14 protein-coding genes are annotated in these 15,857 nt (G+C 54.6%); 11 read left to right on the top strand and 3 right to left on the bottom strand.

All coding sequences use genetic code 11. The annotated features are described in order from the left end of the window. Positions 1–5: 5 nt before the first annotated feature. The 6 genes from RG807_RS05710 (at position 6) to RG807_RS05685 (ending at position 5,997) form a co-directional block, all read left to right on the top strand. Positions 6–1,508 (top strand): amidase, encoded by a 1,503-nt coding sequence (locus RG807_RS05710; RefSeq protein WP_298451101.1) that lies wholly within the window; start codon positions 6–8, stop codon positions 1,506–1,508. Between the two features lie 111 nt (positions 1,509–1,619). Further along, positions 1,620–2,234 carry a hypothetical protein gene (locus RG807_RS05705; RefSeq protein WP_298451099.1) on the top strand — a complete coding sequence of 205 codons (615 nt, stop codon included), beginning with the start codon at positions 1,620–1,622 and terminating at the stop codon, positions 2,232–2,234. A gap of 65 nt (positions 2,235–2,299) precedes the next feature. After that, complete coding sequence (locus RG807_RS05700; RefSeq protein ID WP_309044036.1) at positions 2,300–3,397, top strand: PLP-dependent cysteine synthase family protein; 1,098 nt, start codon at positions 2,300–2,302, stop codon at positions 3,395–3,397. A 117-nt stretch (positions 3,398–3,514) separates the two neighbouring features. Further along, positions 3,515–4,522: a methionine ABC transporter ATP-binding protein gene (locus RG807_RS05695; protein ID WP_309044035.1), complete on the top strand. Its 1,008-nt coding sequence runs from the start codon at positions 3,515–3,517 to the stop codon at positions 4,520–4,522. After that, positions 4,522–5,187 (top strand): methionine ABC transporter permease, encoded by a 666-nt coding sequence (locus RG807_RS05690; protein WP_298451088.1) that lies wholly within the window; start codon positions 4,522–4,524, stop codon positions 5,185–5,187. Before RG807_RS05695 ends, RG807_RS05690 begins: the two co-directional genes overlap by 1 nt. A gap of 27 nt (positions 5,188–5,214) precedes the next feature. Next, the gene (locus RG807_RS05685; RefSeq protein WP_298451085.1) at positions 5,215–5,997 is read left to right on the top strand and encodes a MetQ/NlpA family ABC transporter substrate-binding protein; all 783 of its coding nucleotides are present in this window, start codon (positions 5,215–5,217) and stop codon (positions 5,995–5,997) included. 111 nt (positions 5,998–6,108) lie between these two features. Here RG807_RS05685 and RG807_RS05680 read toward each other — a convergent pair whose 3' ends face one another. Together RG807_RS05680 and RG807_RS05675 are read right to left on the bottom strand one after the other, a co-directional pair. Then, positions 6,109–6,762, bottom strand: coding sequence for a peroxiredoxin (locus RG807_RS05680; protein WP_298451082.1), 654 nt, complete (start codon positions 6,760–6,762; stop codon positions 6,109–6,111). Between the two features lie 176 nt (positions 6,763–6,938). Then, entirely contained in the window at positions 6,939–8,300 is a 1,362-nt protein-coding gene (locus RG807_RS05675) for an alanine/glycine:cation symporter family protein (RefSeq protein ID WP_309044034.1), read from the bottom strand. 204 nt (positions 8,301–8,504) lie between these two features. Between RG807_RS05675 and RG807_RS05670 the strand changes: the two genes are divergently transcribed. After that, positions 8,505–8,936 carry a CBS domain-containing protein gene (locus RG807_RS05670; protein ID WP_298451076.1) on the top strand — a complete coding sequence of 144 codons (432 nt, stop codon included), beginning with the start codon at positions 8,505–8,507 and terminating at the stop codon, positions 8,934–8,936. A 179-nt stretch (positions 8,937–9,115) separates the two neighbouring features. Beyond that, a complete protein-coding gene (locus RG807_RS05665; protein ID WP_309044033.1) occupies positions 9,116–10,144 on the top strand; it encodes a GGDEF domain-containing protein in 1,029 nt (342 codons plus the stop codon). On the opposite strand, the gene RG807_RS05660 is transcribed toward RG807_RS05665, so the two are convergent. Further along, on the bottom strand, positions 10,133–11,539 hold the full coding sequence (locus RG807_RS05660; RefSeq protein WP_309044032.1) for an MATE family efflux transporter: 1,407 nt from the start codon (positions 11,537–11,539) through the stop codon (positions 10,133–10,135). The two genes, RG807_RS05665 and RG807_RS05660, sit on opposite strands and share 12 nt — an antisense overlap. Before the next feature lie 172 nt (positions 11,540–11,711). On the opposite strand from RG807_RS05660, the gene RG807_RS05655 reads away from it, so the two are divergent. The 3 genes from RG807_RS05655 to RG807_RS05645 all read left to right on the top strand — a co-directional run bounded on the left by RG807_RS05655 (position 11,712) and on the right by RG807_RS05645 (position 15,821). After that, positions 11,712–12,584 (top strand): carboxylate/amino acid/amine transporter, encoded by an 873-nt coding sequence (locus tag RG807_RS05655; RefSeq protein ID WP_309044031.1) that lies wholly within the window; start codon positions 11,712–11,714, stop codon positions 12,582–12,584. 142 nt (positions 12,585–12,726) lie between these two features. After that, positions 12,727–14,301, top strand: a complete 1,575-nt coding sequence (locus tag RG807_RS05650; RefSeq protein WP_298451067.1) for a methyl-accepting chemotaxis protein — start codon at positions 12,727–12,729, stop codon at positions 14,299–14,301. Between the two features lie 122 nt (positions 14,302–14,423). Then, the gene (locus RG807_RS05645) at positions 14,424–15,821 is read left to right on the top strand and encodes a sodium-dependent transporter (protein ID WP_309044030.1); all 1,398 of its coding nucleotides are present in this window, start codon (positions 14,424–14,426) and stop codon (positions 15,819–15,821) included. Positions 15,822–15,857 lie beyond the last annotated feature (36 nt).

The following is a 15,857-nucleotide window of genomic DNA, read 5'->3' as shown; positions in this document are numbered from 1 at the left end:
CCGCTATGAAGCAATCTGAGTATCTGCGTTATGACGCCACCGCGCTGGCCGATCTTATCCGCCGCGGCGAAGTAACTTCCCGGGAAGTATGCGAGGCTGCAGTGGAACGAGCAACCACTGTGAACGGTTCGTTGAACGCCATCTGCTTCCCTCAGTTTTCAGAGGCTCTGGCCCAGGACTTCCCGAAGCAAGGCGCGTTTGCGGGTGTGCCCCTGTTGCTCAAGGATTTGGCTCAGGAACAGGGCGATCGGCCCTGCACCTATGGCAGCCGTGGTTTCCAGAACTACATTGCGCCTCAGGATTCCGAGTTTGTACGCCGTGCCCGTGAGGGTGGCCTGGTGTTTCTAGGGCGTACAGCAACCCCGGAGTTCGGCCTCAAGGCCGTTACGGAATCCGAGTTGTGGGGGCCTTCGCGCAATCCCTGGAACACCAAGTTGACCCCTGGCGGTTCCAGCGGTGGTTCCGGTGCCGCAGCTGCAGCCGGTGTAGTGCCCATGGCCGGCGCAAACGATGGCGGTGGCTCAATCCGTATACCCGCAGCTTATAACGGCTTGTTCGGGCTCAAACCTTCTCGCGGGCGCATCTCCAGTGGGCCCATGATGGGTGAGGCCTGGACGGGCGCTTCGGCAGACCATGTGGTTACTCGCACGGTGCGCGACAGTGCGACCATGTTGGATGTACTGAGTGGCCCGGCTTCCGGCGACCCCTTCGTTATTCCCGGCCCCGGCGAGGCTTATGCGGATTTGATGCAGAAGTCGCCCGGCAGCCTGAAAATTGGTGTGTTCACCGCGTCCCCCTACGATACCGCGGTTGCTCCCGAATGCGTTGCTGCCGTTGAGGAAACCGCGCGGATTCTGGAAAACCTGGGGCACAAGGTTGAATATGCCCGGCCGGAGTTTGATGGCATGGCGCTGGCCCGGTGCTACCTCGGCCTCTATTTTGGTGAAGTGTCGGCCTTGATGGCGAAAGCCAAGAGTCAGCTTGGTGCTGCAGACAGTGATTTTGAGCTTGATACACGGCTGATAGGCATGCTGGGCGATACCATGCCGTTGTCAGACTATGTGCTTCGCCGCCAGCAGTGGAACGAATTCGCCCGGGCATTGGGCGCTTTTTTTGCGGGCTATGACCTTTATCTCTGCCCCACTGCTGGCCAGTTGCCAGCTCGCATCGGTGAGCTGGACACGCCGGCACATTTGAAGATGGCGGCAAAGCTGACGCTCGCCCTGAAGGCCGGGAAAATACTGCATCGCAGTGGCCAGGTGGATCAGATTGCGATGGACAGTCTGGCCCGAACCCCCTTTACCCAACTTGCCAACCTGACCGGAACACCGGCCATGTCCGTGCCCATGCACTGGACGGCTGACGGCTTGCCGGTTGGTGTGCAGCTTGGGGCGCCCCATGGCGGTGAAGGCGTGTTGCTGCAGCTGGCGGCTCAGCTTGAGGAGGCTGCGCCATGGTTTGGCTATTACGAACGGCTGGAAAATGCATTTCCGGCAGAGGGCTTGTGATCTGTTGATTGAAACCCCACGTTTATCTTTCTACGCGTATCAGGCTATGCTGTGTGTCAGGGAGATCATCTTCCTGTTAGACCCTGATGGCATCGAGGAGGCGAGCGTATTATGAACCAACCGATGGCAATCGAAGAACTGGTGTCAGTCGCACAGGCAGAAGCCATGGGAGAGCTGGATGCTCCGATGATGGCGATTGTTCTGGCCAGTGAGCAAAGTTATGACCTGCCCATCAACTCACTTGAAACCGATGCCGACAAGGCACGCTGGGGATTGATTCTCCGCGCTGCCCGTGAGCATGTTGAAGCGGATGCGGTGGCGGTCTTGTACCCCGCCTGGACAACCATTCGTGAGAAAAAGAAGGAATCGGAAGAGGATGACGGCCTTGAGGCCTCATCGAGTGATAGCCCGGAGGTTGAGCCAAACGAGCCGATAGATACCTTGTTTGTGCAGCTCCACACCCGGGATCATGTGTACTGGCGTGGATTTGAACAGATCCGGGACCCCAAGCATCAGCGCATTATCGGCTTTCGCCGGATTAAAGCATTGTCTACGGACTACCGGCGTGACGAGGAGCCATCAATCGCCTCCTGGCTCAGCACGCTGTTTGACCCCCTGCCAGAACATGGTGAGGAAACGGATGTTGACCTTGAACTGTCTGATCTACTGGAGGAGCCTGAAGTAAGCGCTGCACTTTACCCTCGGCAGTTGCGAGCATTGCACTAGTTCAAAACTCTGAAACCCTGAAATGAAAAGCCGGGCCAAGTGCCCGGCTTTCAGGACCTACGACCATGTTAAATAACGCCCAGTGGCTATCCGACGCCATCGCTCGTATCGATGCGGATTTCAATCGGTCATCAGACACCCACCTGATCAAACTGGATCTGCCCGGGCTGCAGAACGTCGATATCTATCTCAAGGACGAATCGACCCACCCCACGGGTAGTCTCAAACATCGCTTGGCGCGCTCACTTTTTCTGTTCGGCCTCTGTAACGGCTGGATTACGCAGAATACACCCGTTATCGAAGCCTCCAGCGGTTCGACGGCGGTGTCCGAGGCTTATTTTGCCAAGCTTCTGGGGTTGCGCTTCATAGCTGTGATGCCCAGAACGACGTCGGCTCAAAAAATCGCCAAAATTGAATTTTATGGTGGTGAGTGCCATCTGGTTGATAACGGCAGCGAGATTTACACCGAATCGCAGCGGCTTGCCCGTGAGTTGGGTGGTCACTATATGGATCAGTTCACCTATGCCGAGAGGGCGACGGACTGGCGTGGCAACAACAATATTGCTGAAAGCATTTTCCAACAGCTACAGCGGGAACCACACCCTGTTCCTCGCTGGGTTGTGGTTAGCGCCGGCACGGGTGGCACCTCCTCAACCATCGGGCGTTATATCCGCTACGGTGGTTACCTCGCCAAAGGCTGCGAACTGTGCGTGGCCGACCCTGAAAATTCGGTGTTCTATGAGGCGTTCGCCAGCGGCCGATCGGATATCACTGGCCAGTGCGGCTCACGTATCGAGGGCATAGGCCGCCCTAGGGTGGAGCCCTCTTTCAACCCCGCGGTCATCGATCGCATGGTGCGCGTGCCCGATGCCGCCAGTTTTGCTGCGTTGCGCTATCTCGAGCGGCACTTGGGGCGGCGTTGCGGTGGCTCTACCGGCACCAATCTGATTGCTACGCTGAGCCTGGCCAGCGAAATGCAAAAGGCCGGTGAGAAAGGCTCAGTCGTCACGCTACTTTGTGATGGCGGCCATCGTTATATCGACACCTATTTTAACCCCACCTGGGTTGCCAGCCAGGGGCTGGATTTAACGGAATGGGAGACCGCCCTGGATAGCTTCGATCGAAGCGGCGTGTTCGAGCCGGGTCTTGAAACGCGTCCATAGACTGATCCCCTACGTTGCCCAACCTTACAAGCGCTAGCGATGATTTGTGGGTTCGGGTTTGGCCGGTGAATAGGCTATAATTGACGGCTTTATTCTTGCACCCACAAGGCGCTGACCGTGATTGTATTTAACCAGGTACAGAAGTCGTATCAGGTGGACGGCCGGGCGATCCCCGCGCTGCATCCTACTGATATGACCATTGAAACCGGCGAGGTGTTCGGTATTGTCGGGCATTCCGGGGCGGGGAAATCCACCCTGGTGCGCCTGATCAACTTGCTGGAACCACCGACGGGTGGTGATATTGTGATCGATGGCGAGAATATCACCCGCTACAGCGCGGCCGAGCTGCGTGCCTTCCGTCGCAACGTTGGCATGATTTTCCAGCATTTCAACCTGCTTTCCTCTAAAACCGTTTCGGACAACATCGCCTTCCCTATGAAGCTGGCGGGCATCTATTCCAAAGCGGAAATTCGAGACCGTGTGCAGGAACTGCTGGATCGTGTTGGTCTTGCTGATCACGCCACAAAATACCCATCGCAACTGTCGGGCGGGCAGAAACAGCGGGTCGGTATTGCCCGGGCGTTGGCATGCAGACCAACCATTCTTCTGTGCGATGAAGCCACCAGCGCTCTGGACCCGCAAACAACCCAGTCGGTGCTGCGTTTGCTTTCCGAGATCAATAAAGAGCTTGGACTCACGATTGTACTCATCACCCATGAAATGGATGTGGTGCGCCGCGTATGCGACCGGGTTGCTGTTATGGACGCTGGCCGTGTTGTTGAAATGGGCGCTGTGAGTGATGTTTTCCTGCACCCCAAACATCCCACCACCCGGGATTTCGTGTTTGAAAGCGAAAGCATCGACAGCCAGGAGCGGCAGGAAGATCTGCAAAAGGCCAGTGGCCGTATTTTGCGGCTGACGTTCAAGGGCGAATCTACCTATCAGCCTTTGTTGGGCAGTGTGGCTCGCGCCTCCGGTGTGGATTTCAGCATCCTCTCTGGCCGCATCGACCATATCAAGGACACGCCCTATGGCCAGTTGACGCTGTCCCTGGTGGGTGGTGATCTTGAGTCCGCCATGACGGCACTGGAAGCGGCCGATGTTCATGTGGAGGTGCTGCGCTGATGGAAGCCTTATTGAGTAACGTGGATTGGCCAGAAATTGGTATAGCGAGTTGGGACACTTTGGTAATGGTGGGAATGTCCCTGCTGTTCAGTGTTCTGGCGGGCCTGCCGATTGGTGTGCTGCTGTTCCTCACGAGCAAGCGGCAGTTGCTGGATCAACCTTTAGCCTACGGCGTACTGTCATTTGTGGTGAACGTGCTGCGTTCCGTGCCGTTCATCATTCTGCTAATTGTGATGATCCCCTTCACCGTGATGCTGATTGGGACTTCGTTGGGTGTGGCCGGTGCGATTCCGCCGCTGGTTGCGGGTGGCGCACCCTTCTTTGCAAGATTGGTGGAAACCTCTCTGCGGGAAGTCGACAGGGGCATAATAGAAGCCACGCAGGCCATGGGTGCCAACGTGCGGCAGATCATTTTTGGTGCCTTGCTGCCTGAAGCGCTTCCGGGCATCATCGCCGGCATCACGGTCACGGCGATCACCTTGGTCTCCTATGCGGCCATGTCTGGCGTCATTGGCGGCGGTGGCTTGGGTGATCTGGCCATTCGTTTTGGCTACCAGCGCTTCCAGACCGATGTGATGGTGATTACTGTGGCGCTTTTGGTGATTTTCGTACAAGTGTTGCAGATGGCCGGTGACCGTCTGGTTCTGTATTTCAGTCGTAAGTAGTTTTTCAATTCAATAGGAGAGTGAGTGATGAGCTTTAAGAAAGCCCTGGTGGCATTGGCTGCCGCATCTGTTTTTTCTGCAGCGGTTTCCGCTGAGAAGCTGTCTGTAGCAGCAACCCCTGTACCCCATGCAGAGCTGCTGGAGTTCGTTAAGCCTCAGTTGGCCGAGCAGGGTGTGGAACTGGATGTAAAAGTCTTCACCGATTATATCCAGCCAAACGTACAGGTAGACCAGAAGCGTATGGACGCCAACTTCTTCCAGCACCAGCCGTACCTTGATGAGTTCAATGACGGCCGTGGCACAAGCCTGGTGACGGTTGCCGGTATTCACGTTGAGCCGTTTGGCGCTTATTCGAACAAAATCAAGTCGCTTGATGATCTGAAAAATGGCGCAACCATCGCCATTCCAAATGATCCCACCAACGGTGGTCGTGCACTGCTGCTCCTGCAAAAAGCAGGATTGATCACTCTGAAAGAAGGTAGCAAGATCACTGCAACGCCGCGTGACATTGCGGATAACCCGAAGAAGCTCGACTTCAAAGAGCTGGAAGCAGCAACCTTGCCACGAATCCTTGGTCAGGTAGACGTTGCGCTGATCAACACCAACTACGCGCTGGAAGCGGGCCTGAACCCGTCTGAAGATGCGCTGATCATTGAAGGTTCCGAGTCGCCGTATGTAAACATTCTGGTTGCGCGTCCTGATAACAAAGACAGCGATGCCATGCAGAAACTTGCGAATGCATTGAAATCTGATGCGGTTCGCGAATTCATCAAAGAAAAGTATGAAGGTGCCGTTGTTCCGGCATTCTGATCGAAGCCAGAACACAACCTGAAAAAAGCAGTACAAAAAAAAGCCGGGCAGTGAAAACTGCCCGGCTTTTTGCATTCAGTACTTTCTACATTCAGACACTGGTGCTGGTGATTATTCACCACCCCAGTTAGCTGAGGGATCTGGCGTCATCCGCAGGTAGGACTTCACCTTCTTGTAGCCCTTGGGGAAGCGCCGTGCAATCTCATCTTCATCCTGAAGTGATGGCACAATCACCACGTCTCCGCCGCGTTCCCAGTTACCCGGGGTGGCAACTTTGTGGTCGTCGGTCAGTTGCAGAGAATCAATTACCCGCAGAACTTCGTTGAAGTTGCGGCCGGTGCTCGCTGGATAAGTGATGATCAGACGAACTTTTTTGTTCGGATCAATCACGAACAGTGAACGTACGGTCAGCGTGCTGTCGGCATTGGGGTGGATCATGTCGTACAACTCGGCCACTTTGCCGTCGTGGTCTGCAATAATCGGGAAATTCACCGCGCAGCCCTGGGTTTCGTTGATGTCTTTGATCCACTCATGGTGGGAGTCAACAGGGTCAACGCTCAGCGCGATGGCTTTGACGTTGCGCTGTGCAAACTCATCTTTCAATTTCGCAGTCAGGCCAAGTTCTGTGGTGCACACTGGCGTAAAGTCTGCAGGGTGAGAAAACAGCACACCCCAGCTGTCACCTAGCCAGCTGTGGAAAGAAACCTTGCCTTCACTGGAATCCTGTTCAAAATCCGGCGCAGTATCGCCTAGACGTAAACTCATATTTGCTCTCCTTCGGTGTCACTTGTTAGTGGCTTTATTCGAGCTTCCGGTGGGCATGTACCTACCGGAACTATCTTGTAAGTGTATACGAGTATCATTGGTGCGGGATGACAGGTTTGCAAGGGTCACTTGATTCACCTCATCCCGCACCGGGTGCCTGTTGAGCTATTACTATGTTAGAACCCTGCCGCCGTTTTTCGTTCAAAATGCTCTTTCGTCAACTTGAATACAACCGGGCTGAGTAACAACAGGGCAATCAGGTTGGGCAGCGCCATCATGGCGTTCAGCGTGTCTGCCACCAGCCACACCAAACCCAGATTTACGGTTGCGCCAAGAGGTATGGCAAGGACCCAGGCGACACGGTAAGGCACGATAGCCTTCACTCCGAACAGAAACTCAACGCTGCGCTCTCCGTAGAATGACCAGCCTAGCAATGTGGTAAAGGCGAAGATTGCCAATGCAAGGGCCACCACGTAATCACCCACGCCGGGAAGTGCCTGTGCGAACGCCATGGAGGTGAGCTCCGCGCCGGATTCGCCAGATGTCCAGGTGCCTGAGGTGATGATGACCAGCCCGGTAATCGTACAAATGATAATGGTGTCGATAAAGGTGCCCAGCATGGCCACCATGCCCTGGTTAATCGGGTTTTTGGTTTGGGCAGCCGCGTGGGCAATAGGCGCAGAACCCAAGCCAGCCTCGTTGGAAAAGACACCGCGGGCAACACCAAAGCGTATTGCTGCCCACACGGCGGCACCGGCAAAACCACCTTCTGCTGCAATGGGGCTGAAGGCATGCTCGAAGATCAGGGCGAATGCGGCCGGGATTTCCGAGAAATTAATACCAAGGACAATCAAGCCGGCAACCAGATAGGACAGCGCCATCAGAGGGACCAGAGCGCTGGCCACCCGGCCGATACGGCGAATACCACCAATAAGCACCAGACCCACAAGTACCATCAGAATAACGCCTGAAATCCAGTGAGGAAGGCCGAAAGTGGCTTCCATAACATCTGCAACCGAATTCGCTTGCACTGTGTTGCCAATGCCAAAGCCGGCAATGGCCGCAAAAATCGCAAAGAGTACACCCAGCCAGGCCCACTTTTTGCCAAGACCATTGCGGATGTAATACATGGGCCCGCCAACGTGAACGCCGCGTTCGTCGACTTCACGAAAGCGTACAGCAAGCACGGCTTCGGAGTATTTGGTAGCCATGCCCACCAGAGCGGTCAGCCACATCCAGAACAGTGCGCCCGGTCCGCCAAGGACAATAGCGGTCGCGACGCCGGCGATGTTGCCAGTGCCGACCGTTGCTGCAAGAGCGGTCATCAATGCCTGAAAAGGAGGGATTTCACCGTCGGATTCTGCATCTTTGGAGCTCCGCCCCGTCCACATTAACCTCAGGCCGGTGCCAATTTTCAGTACTGGCATCAGTTTCAATCCTAGACTCAGGAACAATCCAACACCAAGAATGAGTATCAGCATGGGAGGTCCCCAGACCAGCCCGTTAATGGAACCAACAATGTTTTCAAAGGCTTCCATGGAAATCCCCTTGTTGTGCCATGGTTTGATGTTGTGATTTTACCCGCAAGGAGTATAACTAGTTGAGTTTAGTCACATATTGGCATCTGTAAACCGCCAGAGAGGAAAATGGAGGATTGGGCGCCCATTGTCTATGTTTACAGTAGAGCTCAGTGGCAGAACCCGTTGATGTTGCTGGGTCATAAAAATTGTGAGGAGTTAACCATGTGTGCGCTTAAAGTTTCCAATGTCATGTCCAATCATATTGAGCCCATCCGTTGCGGAACGCCGCTAACACAGGTAGTCAAAGCGTTGCTTGAAAATCACATCACCGGGCTTCCGGTGGTCGATGCGGAGCGGCGTATACTGGGGTTCGTTTCCGAGCAGGATTGCATTCATGCCTTGCTGGTCAGTAACTATCACTGCGAGGGCGACCCGATTGTAGATGATGTTATGTTCCGTGAGCCTTTGGCGATTTCGCCAAACATGGCGATTGTTGATCTCGCGCAGAAACTCGGCTCTGGCAAACCTAAGGTGTACCCCGTTGCGGAACACGGAAAACTCATTGGCATCGTTACCCGTTCAGCAGTGCTTGCTGAGCTTGCGCGAATTGGTTGTGGGCTCGAGCTTTCGAGGCACACGCGCGACGACGACTGAGCATGCTCACCGGTTAAGAGCCAGATTTTTTGAGAGGTAGAGATCAGTTGACGTATTTATGTGTAGCGTTGTGCGACGCTTTCGGGTCGTTTTGTTACAAATAGTAGGATTTGGCGCTTATTGGGCCGCACTGAATTATGCTTGGGAAGCTAGCTCCGTCTGACCGGAAGATGACAAGCATGTTAAAGCGCCTAAGAACCGATTTTCGGTTGTCGATCATTACCATTTTGGGCACCAGCGCCCTGCTGGGTATTACCCCCTTTGCAATCATGCGTTTTTTGCAAGGCAACCATGTTGCGGGGGCCATAGATACCACCATAATGCTCACGATTCTTGGTGGAATGGTTTATGCGTGGATAACCGGTGATACGCGGCGTAGCGGAATGCTTCTTGCCGTCATTGCCTGTTCGGGTGCCGTTGTAGTGGCTATGGTGGTTGGGGAGGTGGGGCTGTTCTGGCTTTATCCCTGCCTTGTGACGGCCTTCTTTCTGGTGAGCCCACGGGCTGCGACATTCCTCAATCTCTCTTCGATTGGTGCCATTGTGCTTCATGGTGACGCCTTCCAGGACGATGTACAGAAGTGGACCTTTATGGCAACCGCCCTGGTGGTGAGCGCCACAGCCTTTGCCTTTGCTCAGCGTACTGATAATCAGCGTGAGCGCCTGGAACACTTAGCGACCATTGACCCACTGACCGGCGTTAAAAATCGGCGCTCCATGGATGAAGAGCTTGATCTGGCCGCGGCCCATGCAGAGCGTACGGGCATACCTTATGCCTTGGTTATGCTGGATATTGACCACTTCAAGAAGGTGAACGATGAGTACGGTCACGGAGTGGGCGATGAGGTACTTGTTGATCTGGTGATGCTGATTCAGCAAAGCACGCGTAAATCCGATGAGCTTTTTCGCTTCGGAGGCGAAGAGTTCGTGCTTCTGCTGCCGGGCGTTGATGGTGCGGGGTTAGTTGCGGTGATGAATAACCTCCAGCACATTTTGCGGAAGAAAATGACGCACCCGGGCGGGCCAATCACTGTTTCGGTTGGGGTCGCATTGCTTCGGCATGGTGAGAGTGTGAGCGATTGGCTGGAGCGGGCCGATGAGGCCCTCTATAAAGCCAAAGAGACCGGTAGGGATCGGGTGGTGTTTTCAGACGCGATGCCCGGGGCTGACACAGTTCCGCCTTCCGCCAATCCGGAATTAACCACCTGACTGCGCGACGGTTGCAGGTCGATAGCGAAACAACCGCCACCCAAGCAGCACACTGGCGCAACCCAGTCCTCCAGTCAGCCCTACCCAGAAGCCGGCAGCCCCCATCGTCGGCGCCAGCAGGTCGGTAAATGTCAGCATATAACCTACCGGCAATCCCACACCCCAGAATGAAAACAGCATGATCAGGAAGGGAATACTCGTATCCTTATAGCCTCTCAGGGCGCTGATGCAGGTAACCTGAATGACGTCTGCCACCTGAAAAATAGCCGCGAACATCAACAACCTTACTGTCACTGCCTGAACCGCTGCATCACTGGTGTAGAGCGCTGAAACGCCTTGTGAGAATGTAAACAGCAGCGTGGCAAACACCAGGGCTGTCATGGCCGCCAGAATCAGTGAGCTGTGGGAAATCAGCCGGGCTGTATCCGGTGCACCAGCGCCAATAAGAAAGCTGACTCGCAGGGTAAGGGCCATGCCAATGCTCAGCGGCAGCATGAATAGCAAGGAGACAACGTTTAGAGCAACCTGGTGGCCCGCAACGACAACAGGTCCGAGCGGTGCAAGAAACAACGCGATCACCGAGAACATACTGACTTCTACGAAAATGGTGAACCCGATGGGTATGCCAATGCTCAATACATAGCGAATCAGGGCGGCGTTGGGCTTGGTCCAGTCAGCAATCAAATGAAATTTTTTGAATATCCTGCTGCGGCTCAGGTAGACCAGCAGCGCAATGGCCGCAACGCCGTTGGAAATAGAGGTGGCCCAGCCACAACCTATGCCGCCCATGGCGGGCAGCCCGAGCTTGCCGTAAATGAAAATATAGTTCAATGGCAGGTTAATTAACGTGCTCAGTAGTGAGAAGGCCATAATCACTCGAGTGTGCCCCAGGCCATCTGTCAGCCCCCGAAGTGCGGCCATTAACAGCAGCGCTGGAATTCCCCAGACAAACGCATCCAGGTAGCCTTGGGTGATACGTGCCGTATTGGCTTCAAGGTTCAACCCTTGCAAAACCGGGTGAACATTGGTGAGCAGCACAATCATGATGATAGCCCCTACCCCCGCAATGTAGAGGCCCTGCCACGTAGCCGGCATTATTTTTTCCGGTGTACGCGCTCCGTTGTAACCGGAAATGATGGGCTGCAATGCGCCTAGCATCCCCATAAACAACAGGAATAAAGGCGCCCACAAGCTGCTGCCTATGCCAACGCCAGCCAGGTCTTCCGCGCCCGCGTGGCCCGCCATTACGGTATCGATAACACCGTTGGCCATTTGAGCCAGCTGGGCAATCAAAATAGGCCCGCCAAGTATTGCCAGGGTTTTCCATTCGGTCAGCGTTCGCGAGATGAGAGATTTGCGAACTTCTTCTGGTAGTGGCTGGTCGGCTTCATCCATAGTGTGCTGATCCGAAGGACGGTTGCTGTTTGGCAATAGTGGCTGAATTGCGGGCGAAATATCCTACCCGTTCGTCAGTGCGCGCGTTATAGGGATTTGTCGCGCAAAGGCACTGAAACTCACTTTAAAACCCGTTAAAGTACCCGTCCAATTCCTTCGAGTGGCGTGCAGTATGGGGCTTCTGGTTTTTGTAACGATCCTCTGGGCTTTTTCTTTCAGTTTGATTGGTGAGTTTCTGGCCGGTCAGGTCGACAGCGATTTTGCAGTGCTCAGCCGCGTGTTGTTGGCAACGCTTATCTTTTTACCTTTCACGCGCTGGCGCGGTGTACCGGGAGGGCTCCGCTTCGGCGTGCTGGTAACAGGCATGCTGCAGTTTGGCATCACCTACCTGTGCCTTTATCGCTCTTTTAGTTACCTGACAGTCCCGGAAGTCCTGCTGTTCACCATATTTACACCGCTCTACGTCACCCTGCTTGATGATGCATTGTTCCGGCGGTTCTCCCCGGTGGCACTTGTCGCTGCTGCAATCGCAACATTTGGCGCAGGCGTTATTCGTTATGATGGGTTGAGTGAAGACTTCATTACAGGCTTCCTGTTGTTGCAGGTGGCCAACTTCACGTTTGCGGCGGGGCAGGTGGGCTACAAGCACGTGATGCAGCGCTATCCGGTGGATATACCCGCGTACCGTACTTTCGGTTACTTCTTTATCGGTGCGCTGATTATTGCCCTGCCGTCGTTCATGATATTTGGCAATGCCGAGCGTTTGCCTTCAACGGCTCTGCAATGGGGCGTTTTGACGTGGTTGGGCCTGGCGGCTTCCGGCGCCGGCCTGTTCCTGTGGAACCGTGGCGCCTGCAAAGTGGATGCAGGCACGCTGGCTATCATGAATAACGTGCTGGTGCCTGCCGGATTGGTGGTAAACCTTGTGATCTGGAACCGTGATGCCGACCTGCTGAAACTTGCGCTGGGTGGTGCCATTATCGCCTTTTCGCTCTGGGTGAATGCTCGCCTCCACCCCCGTGCCCGGCTTGCCGGAGCTGCATAAGTAAGTAAATTCCGCCCCAGCCATGGGGCGGATGGATAAGTCCTGTTACTCTGTTTTACGTTTGACCAATATCAATGAGCTGGGTGAATCTATATTGTGTAGCAACCTATACTCCAGCCTGCACTGAGCAACAGACCAACTTATGCGCAAAAACCTCCCCGTAACCCAGCGTGAAGTAAAAATGCGCAAGGGTGGCCGGCTTATTACTACCACCGATCTCAAAGGCGTTATCACCTACTGCAACGAAGAGTTTGCAGAGATAAGCGGCTTCTCTGAGGCTGAGCTGATTGGCCAGGCCCATAACATTATTCGCCACCCGGACATGCCGCAGGCAGTATTTGAGGATATGTGGCGGTACCTGAAAGCGGGTAAAGCCTGGATGGGATTGGTAAAAAACCGAGCTAAAAGCGGTGATTTTTACTGGGTGAGTGCCTATGTGACGCCCATTCTGGAAAACGGGCAGATGACGGGTTATGAGTCGGTTCGGGTTGAGCCTGCCCGCGAGGACGTGACAAGAGCTGAGAGGTTCTACGCAGGAATTGTTGCCGGCAAGCCCATCCGACAAAAAACGAGCCGAACACTGTCGGCACTGAAGAGCGCTTGGCCGCTGTTGCTATCGCTGGTGTTCAGTGTTGTTGCGCTCGGGTTCGAGAAAACCTGGTTGGCTGTGGGGCTGATTGTCGCTGGCCATCTGTTGGCTGCATTTATGTTTCAGAAAAGCCTCACCAGCCGGCTGAGGCAGCTTCTAGAGCTCCGCCCGGATGCGTTCCACGATCCTGTTGTCGCTCGTACCTACAGCGGTGAGGCTGGAACGTTTTCCCAGCTGGCAATGTTACTGATTAGTGAAGAGGCCCGGGTTCGCACAGCTCTTGCCCGCATCGAAGATCAGGCTGAACTACTGTATGAGCAGGCCCGCGCTTCCCATGGTTATATCAGTGATGGGGCGATAGCCATCGGGCGTCAGCGTGCTGAAACAGATCAAACAGCCTCTGCTATCACAGAAATGACAGCCTCCATTCAGGAAGTCACAAGTGCCATGCTGGGCAATGCCAGCGAGGCTGAGGAGGCAGACCGTCTTGCTGTGATTGGCAGCGAACGCAGTTCAGAAGCCCTGGTTGCCATTCAACAGCTGGTAACCAGTGTGAACGGGATTGGCCAAGCCATCAGCAGGCTTGGGGAGTCCACCAAAAGCATAGGTGAGGCCACCAGCCTGATTTCAGACATTGCGGATCAGACTAACCTGCTGGCCCTGAATGCGGCCATTGAAGCTGCCCGTGCTGGTGAGCAGGGTCGTGGTTTTGCGGTTGTTGCGGATGAGGTTCGGTCGCTGGCACAGCGTACCCGTGAATCCACGGTGCGCATTCAGGATGTGATTGATGATTTTCGCCTGCAGGTAGATACTGCCGTTAAGGCCACCCAGGATGGGGAAGCGGTTGCCGGCCAAGGGCTTGAAAAGGTACGGGAAGCCGAGAACTCACTGCGGGATATTGTTACTTCCATCGGAAATATATCCGACAGCTTTATCAGCATGTCGGCAGCGTTTGAAGAGCAGAATCAGGTGTCTGAGGAGATCAATCGCCAAATCATCAACATTGCCGAGCTGGCAGACCACAGCGAAGTAGAGGCTAACTCCGCCAAACAAAGCAGCGATAGCCTGAGCAACATGTCCCATGGGCTGAAAGATCTGGTTTCGCGGTTTCTCCACAAAGCCGATTAGGTGTTCCTGCAGGGAATCCGGGGCCAATGTGTTGCTGGCTCTGGTATCCCTTGGCTACTGCTGGCAAAATCCCCACAATTTTTTCAAATCCGAGTCCTCAGCCAAAAGCACAGGAACTAAACATGTCTCAGTCTAACCCGGCTTCAACTAACGATTCCGGCGTCTCCCGCGGCCTATGGTCTTCTCGCTTTGCCTTTATTCTTGCCGCAACCGGTTCCGCGGTTGGTCTTGGAAACGTGTGGAAGTTTCCTTACATCGTAGGTGAGAACGGGGGCGGCGCATTTGTGCTTGTTTACCTGTTGTGCATCGCCATTATCGGTGTGCCCATCATGATGGCTGAGATCTACATAGGCCGCAGCGGCCGCCACAATCCGATCGGCAGTATGCGGTTGGTTGCCGAGCGCAACCTCAGTTCACCTGCATGGCGTATCTCCGCTGTTATCGGCATGATCGCCGCCTTTGTCATTCTCTCTTTTTACTCTGTCATTGGTGGCTGGGCTGCATCCTATGTTGGTCACGCAGCATTGGGGGATTTTAACGGTGGCAACTCAGAGTCCATTGGCAAGGTGTTCGGTGATCTGCTGGCGAGCCCCAAGCAGTTGTTAGCCTGGCATACACTGTTTATGGTTTTGGTAATTCTTGTTGTGTCTCAAGGCCTTAAGAACGGGCTGGAGAGAGCGGTCAGCATACTGATGCCAGCGCTATTTATTCTGCTGCTGATAACCGTTGGTTATGCGACCACCACCGGGCACTTTGGTGAGGCCGTCAGCTTCCTGTTTACGCCTGATTTCAATGCCTTAACAGTCAACGGCGTTCTGATTGCTCTGGGCCATGCCTTCTTCACACTCAGCCTGGGCATGGCCATCATGATGGCTTATGGCTCGTATCTCGGGCGCGATGTAGCGGTTGGGCGAACCGCGGTAACCATCGGTTTGATGGATACAGCCGTGGCTCTGCTTGCCGGCTTGGCCATTTTCCCGATTGTGTTTGCCAATGGCCTTGAAGCCGGTGCAGGCCCAGGCTTGATATTTCAGACCCTGCCACTGGCGTTTGGCAACATGCCTATGGGGGATGTGTTTGGCACCCTGTTTTTCGTGTTGCTGCTGTTTGCCGCCTGGACCTCGGGAATTTCCCTTCTGGAACCTGTAGTTGAGTGGGTAGAAGAGAACACCAACATGGAGCGCTCGGGCAGTGCCATTTTTGTTGGCGTGCTCTGCTGGCTGCTGGGTATTGCGTCTGTATTGTCGCTGAACGTTTGGGCAGATGTTACGCCCCTTGATATGTTCGCGCGGTTTGAAGGGAAAACGATTTTTGATCTACTGGACTTCTTTACTGCCAACATCCTGCTGCCACTATCCGGTTTGCTGACCGCGATTTTTGTGGGTTGGTTTGTCGCTAAAGAATCACTGAAATCAGATCTGGAAATGAGCGATGGCACCTTTGCACTGTGGCTGAACTTCTTGCGTTTTGTTACGCCGGTGGCCGTTGTGATCGTGTTTGCTTACAACTTGCTGGTGTAGTTGCACTGGAAACAAAAAAGCCCGGAAGGCAGTGGT

Source organism: Marinobacter sediminicola, from assembly GCF_031157525.1.
Lineage (GTDB): Bacteria > Pseudomonadota > Gammaproteobacteria > Pseudomonadales > Oleiphilaceae > Marinobacter > Marinobacter sediminicola.
Note: the sequence above shows the minus strand (reverse complement) of the source record. Positions and strands in the feature narration are given on the sequence as shown.

What these genes read in the sequence shown, in the direction of transcription:
- RG807_RS05710 (WP_298451101.1), top strand. Translation starts at nt 6, where the DNA reads ATGAAGCAATCTGAGTATCTGCGTTATGACGCCACCGCGCTGGCCGAT.
- RG807_RS05705 (WP_298451099.1), top strand. Translation starts at nt 1,620, where the DNA reads ATGAACCAACCGATGGCAATCGAAGAACTGGTGTCAGTCGCACAGGCA.
- RG807_RS05700 (WP_309044036.1), top strand. Translation starts at nt 2,300, where the DNA reads ATGTTAAATAACGCCCAGTGGCTATCCGACGCCATCGCTCGTATCGAT.
- RG807_RS05690 (WP_298451088.1), top strand. Translation starts at nt 4,522, where the DNA reads ATGGAAGCCTTATTGAGTAACGTGGATTGGCCAGAAATTGGTATAGCG.
- RG807_RS05685 (WP_298451085.1), top strand. Translation starts at nt 5,215, where the DNA reads ATGAGCTTTAAGAAAGCCCTGGTGGCATTGGCTGCCGCATCTGTTTTT.
- RG807_RS05680 (WP_298451082.1), bottom strand. Translation starts at nt 6,762, where the DNA reads ATGAGTTTACGTCTAGGCGATACTGCGCCGGATTTTGAACAGGATTCC.
- RG807_RS05675 (WP_309044034.1), bottom strand. Translation starts at nt 8,300, where the DNA reads ATGGAAGCCTTTGAAAACATTGTTGGTTCCATTAACGGGCTGGTCTGG.
- RG807_RS05670 (WP_298451076.1), top strand. Translation starts at nt 8,505, where the DNA reads ATGTGTGCGCTTAAAGTTTCCAATGTCATGTCCAATCATATTGAGCCC.
- RG807_RS05665 (WP_309044033.1), top strand. Translation starts at nt 9,116, where the DNA reads ATGTTAAAGCGCCTAAGAACCGATTTTCGGTTGTCGATCATTACCATT.
- RG807_RS05660 (WP_309044032.1), bottom strand. Translation starts at nt 11,539, where the DNA reads ATGGATGAAGCCGACCAGCCACTACCAGAAGAAGTTCGCAAATCTCTC.
- RG807_RS05655 (WP_309044031.1), top strand. Translation starts at nt 11,712, where the DNA reads ATGGGGCTTCTGGTTTTTGTAACGATCCTCTGGGCTTTTTCTTTCAGT.
- RG807_RS05650 (WP_298451067.1), top strand. Translation starts at nt 12,727, where the DNA reads ATGCGCAAAAACCTCCCCGTAACCCAGCGTGAAGTAAAAATGCGCAAG.
- RG807_RS05645 (WP_309044030.1), top strand. Translation starts at nt 14,424, where the DNA reads ATGTCTCAGTCTAACCCGGCTTCAACTAACGATTCCGGCGTCTCCCGC.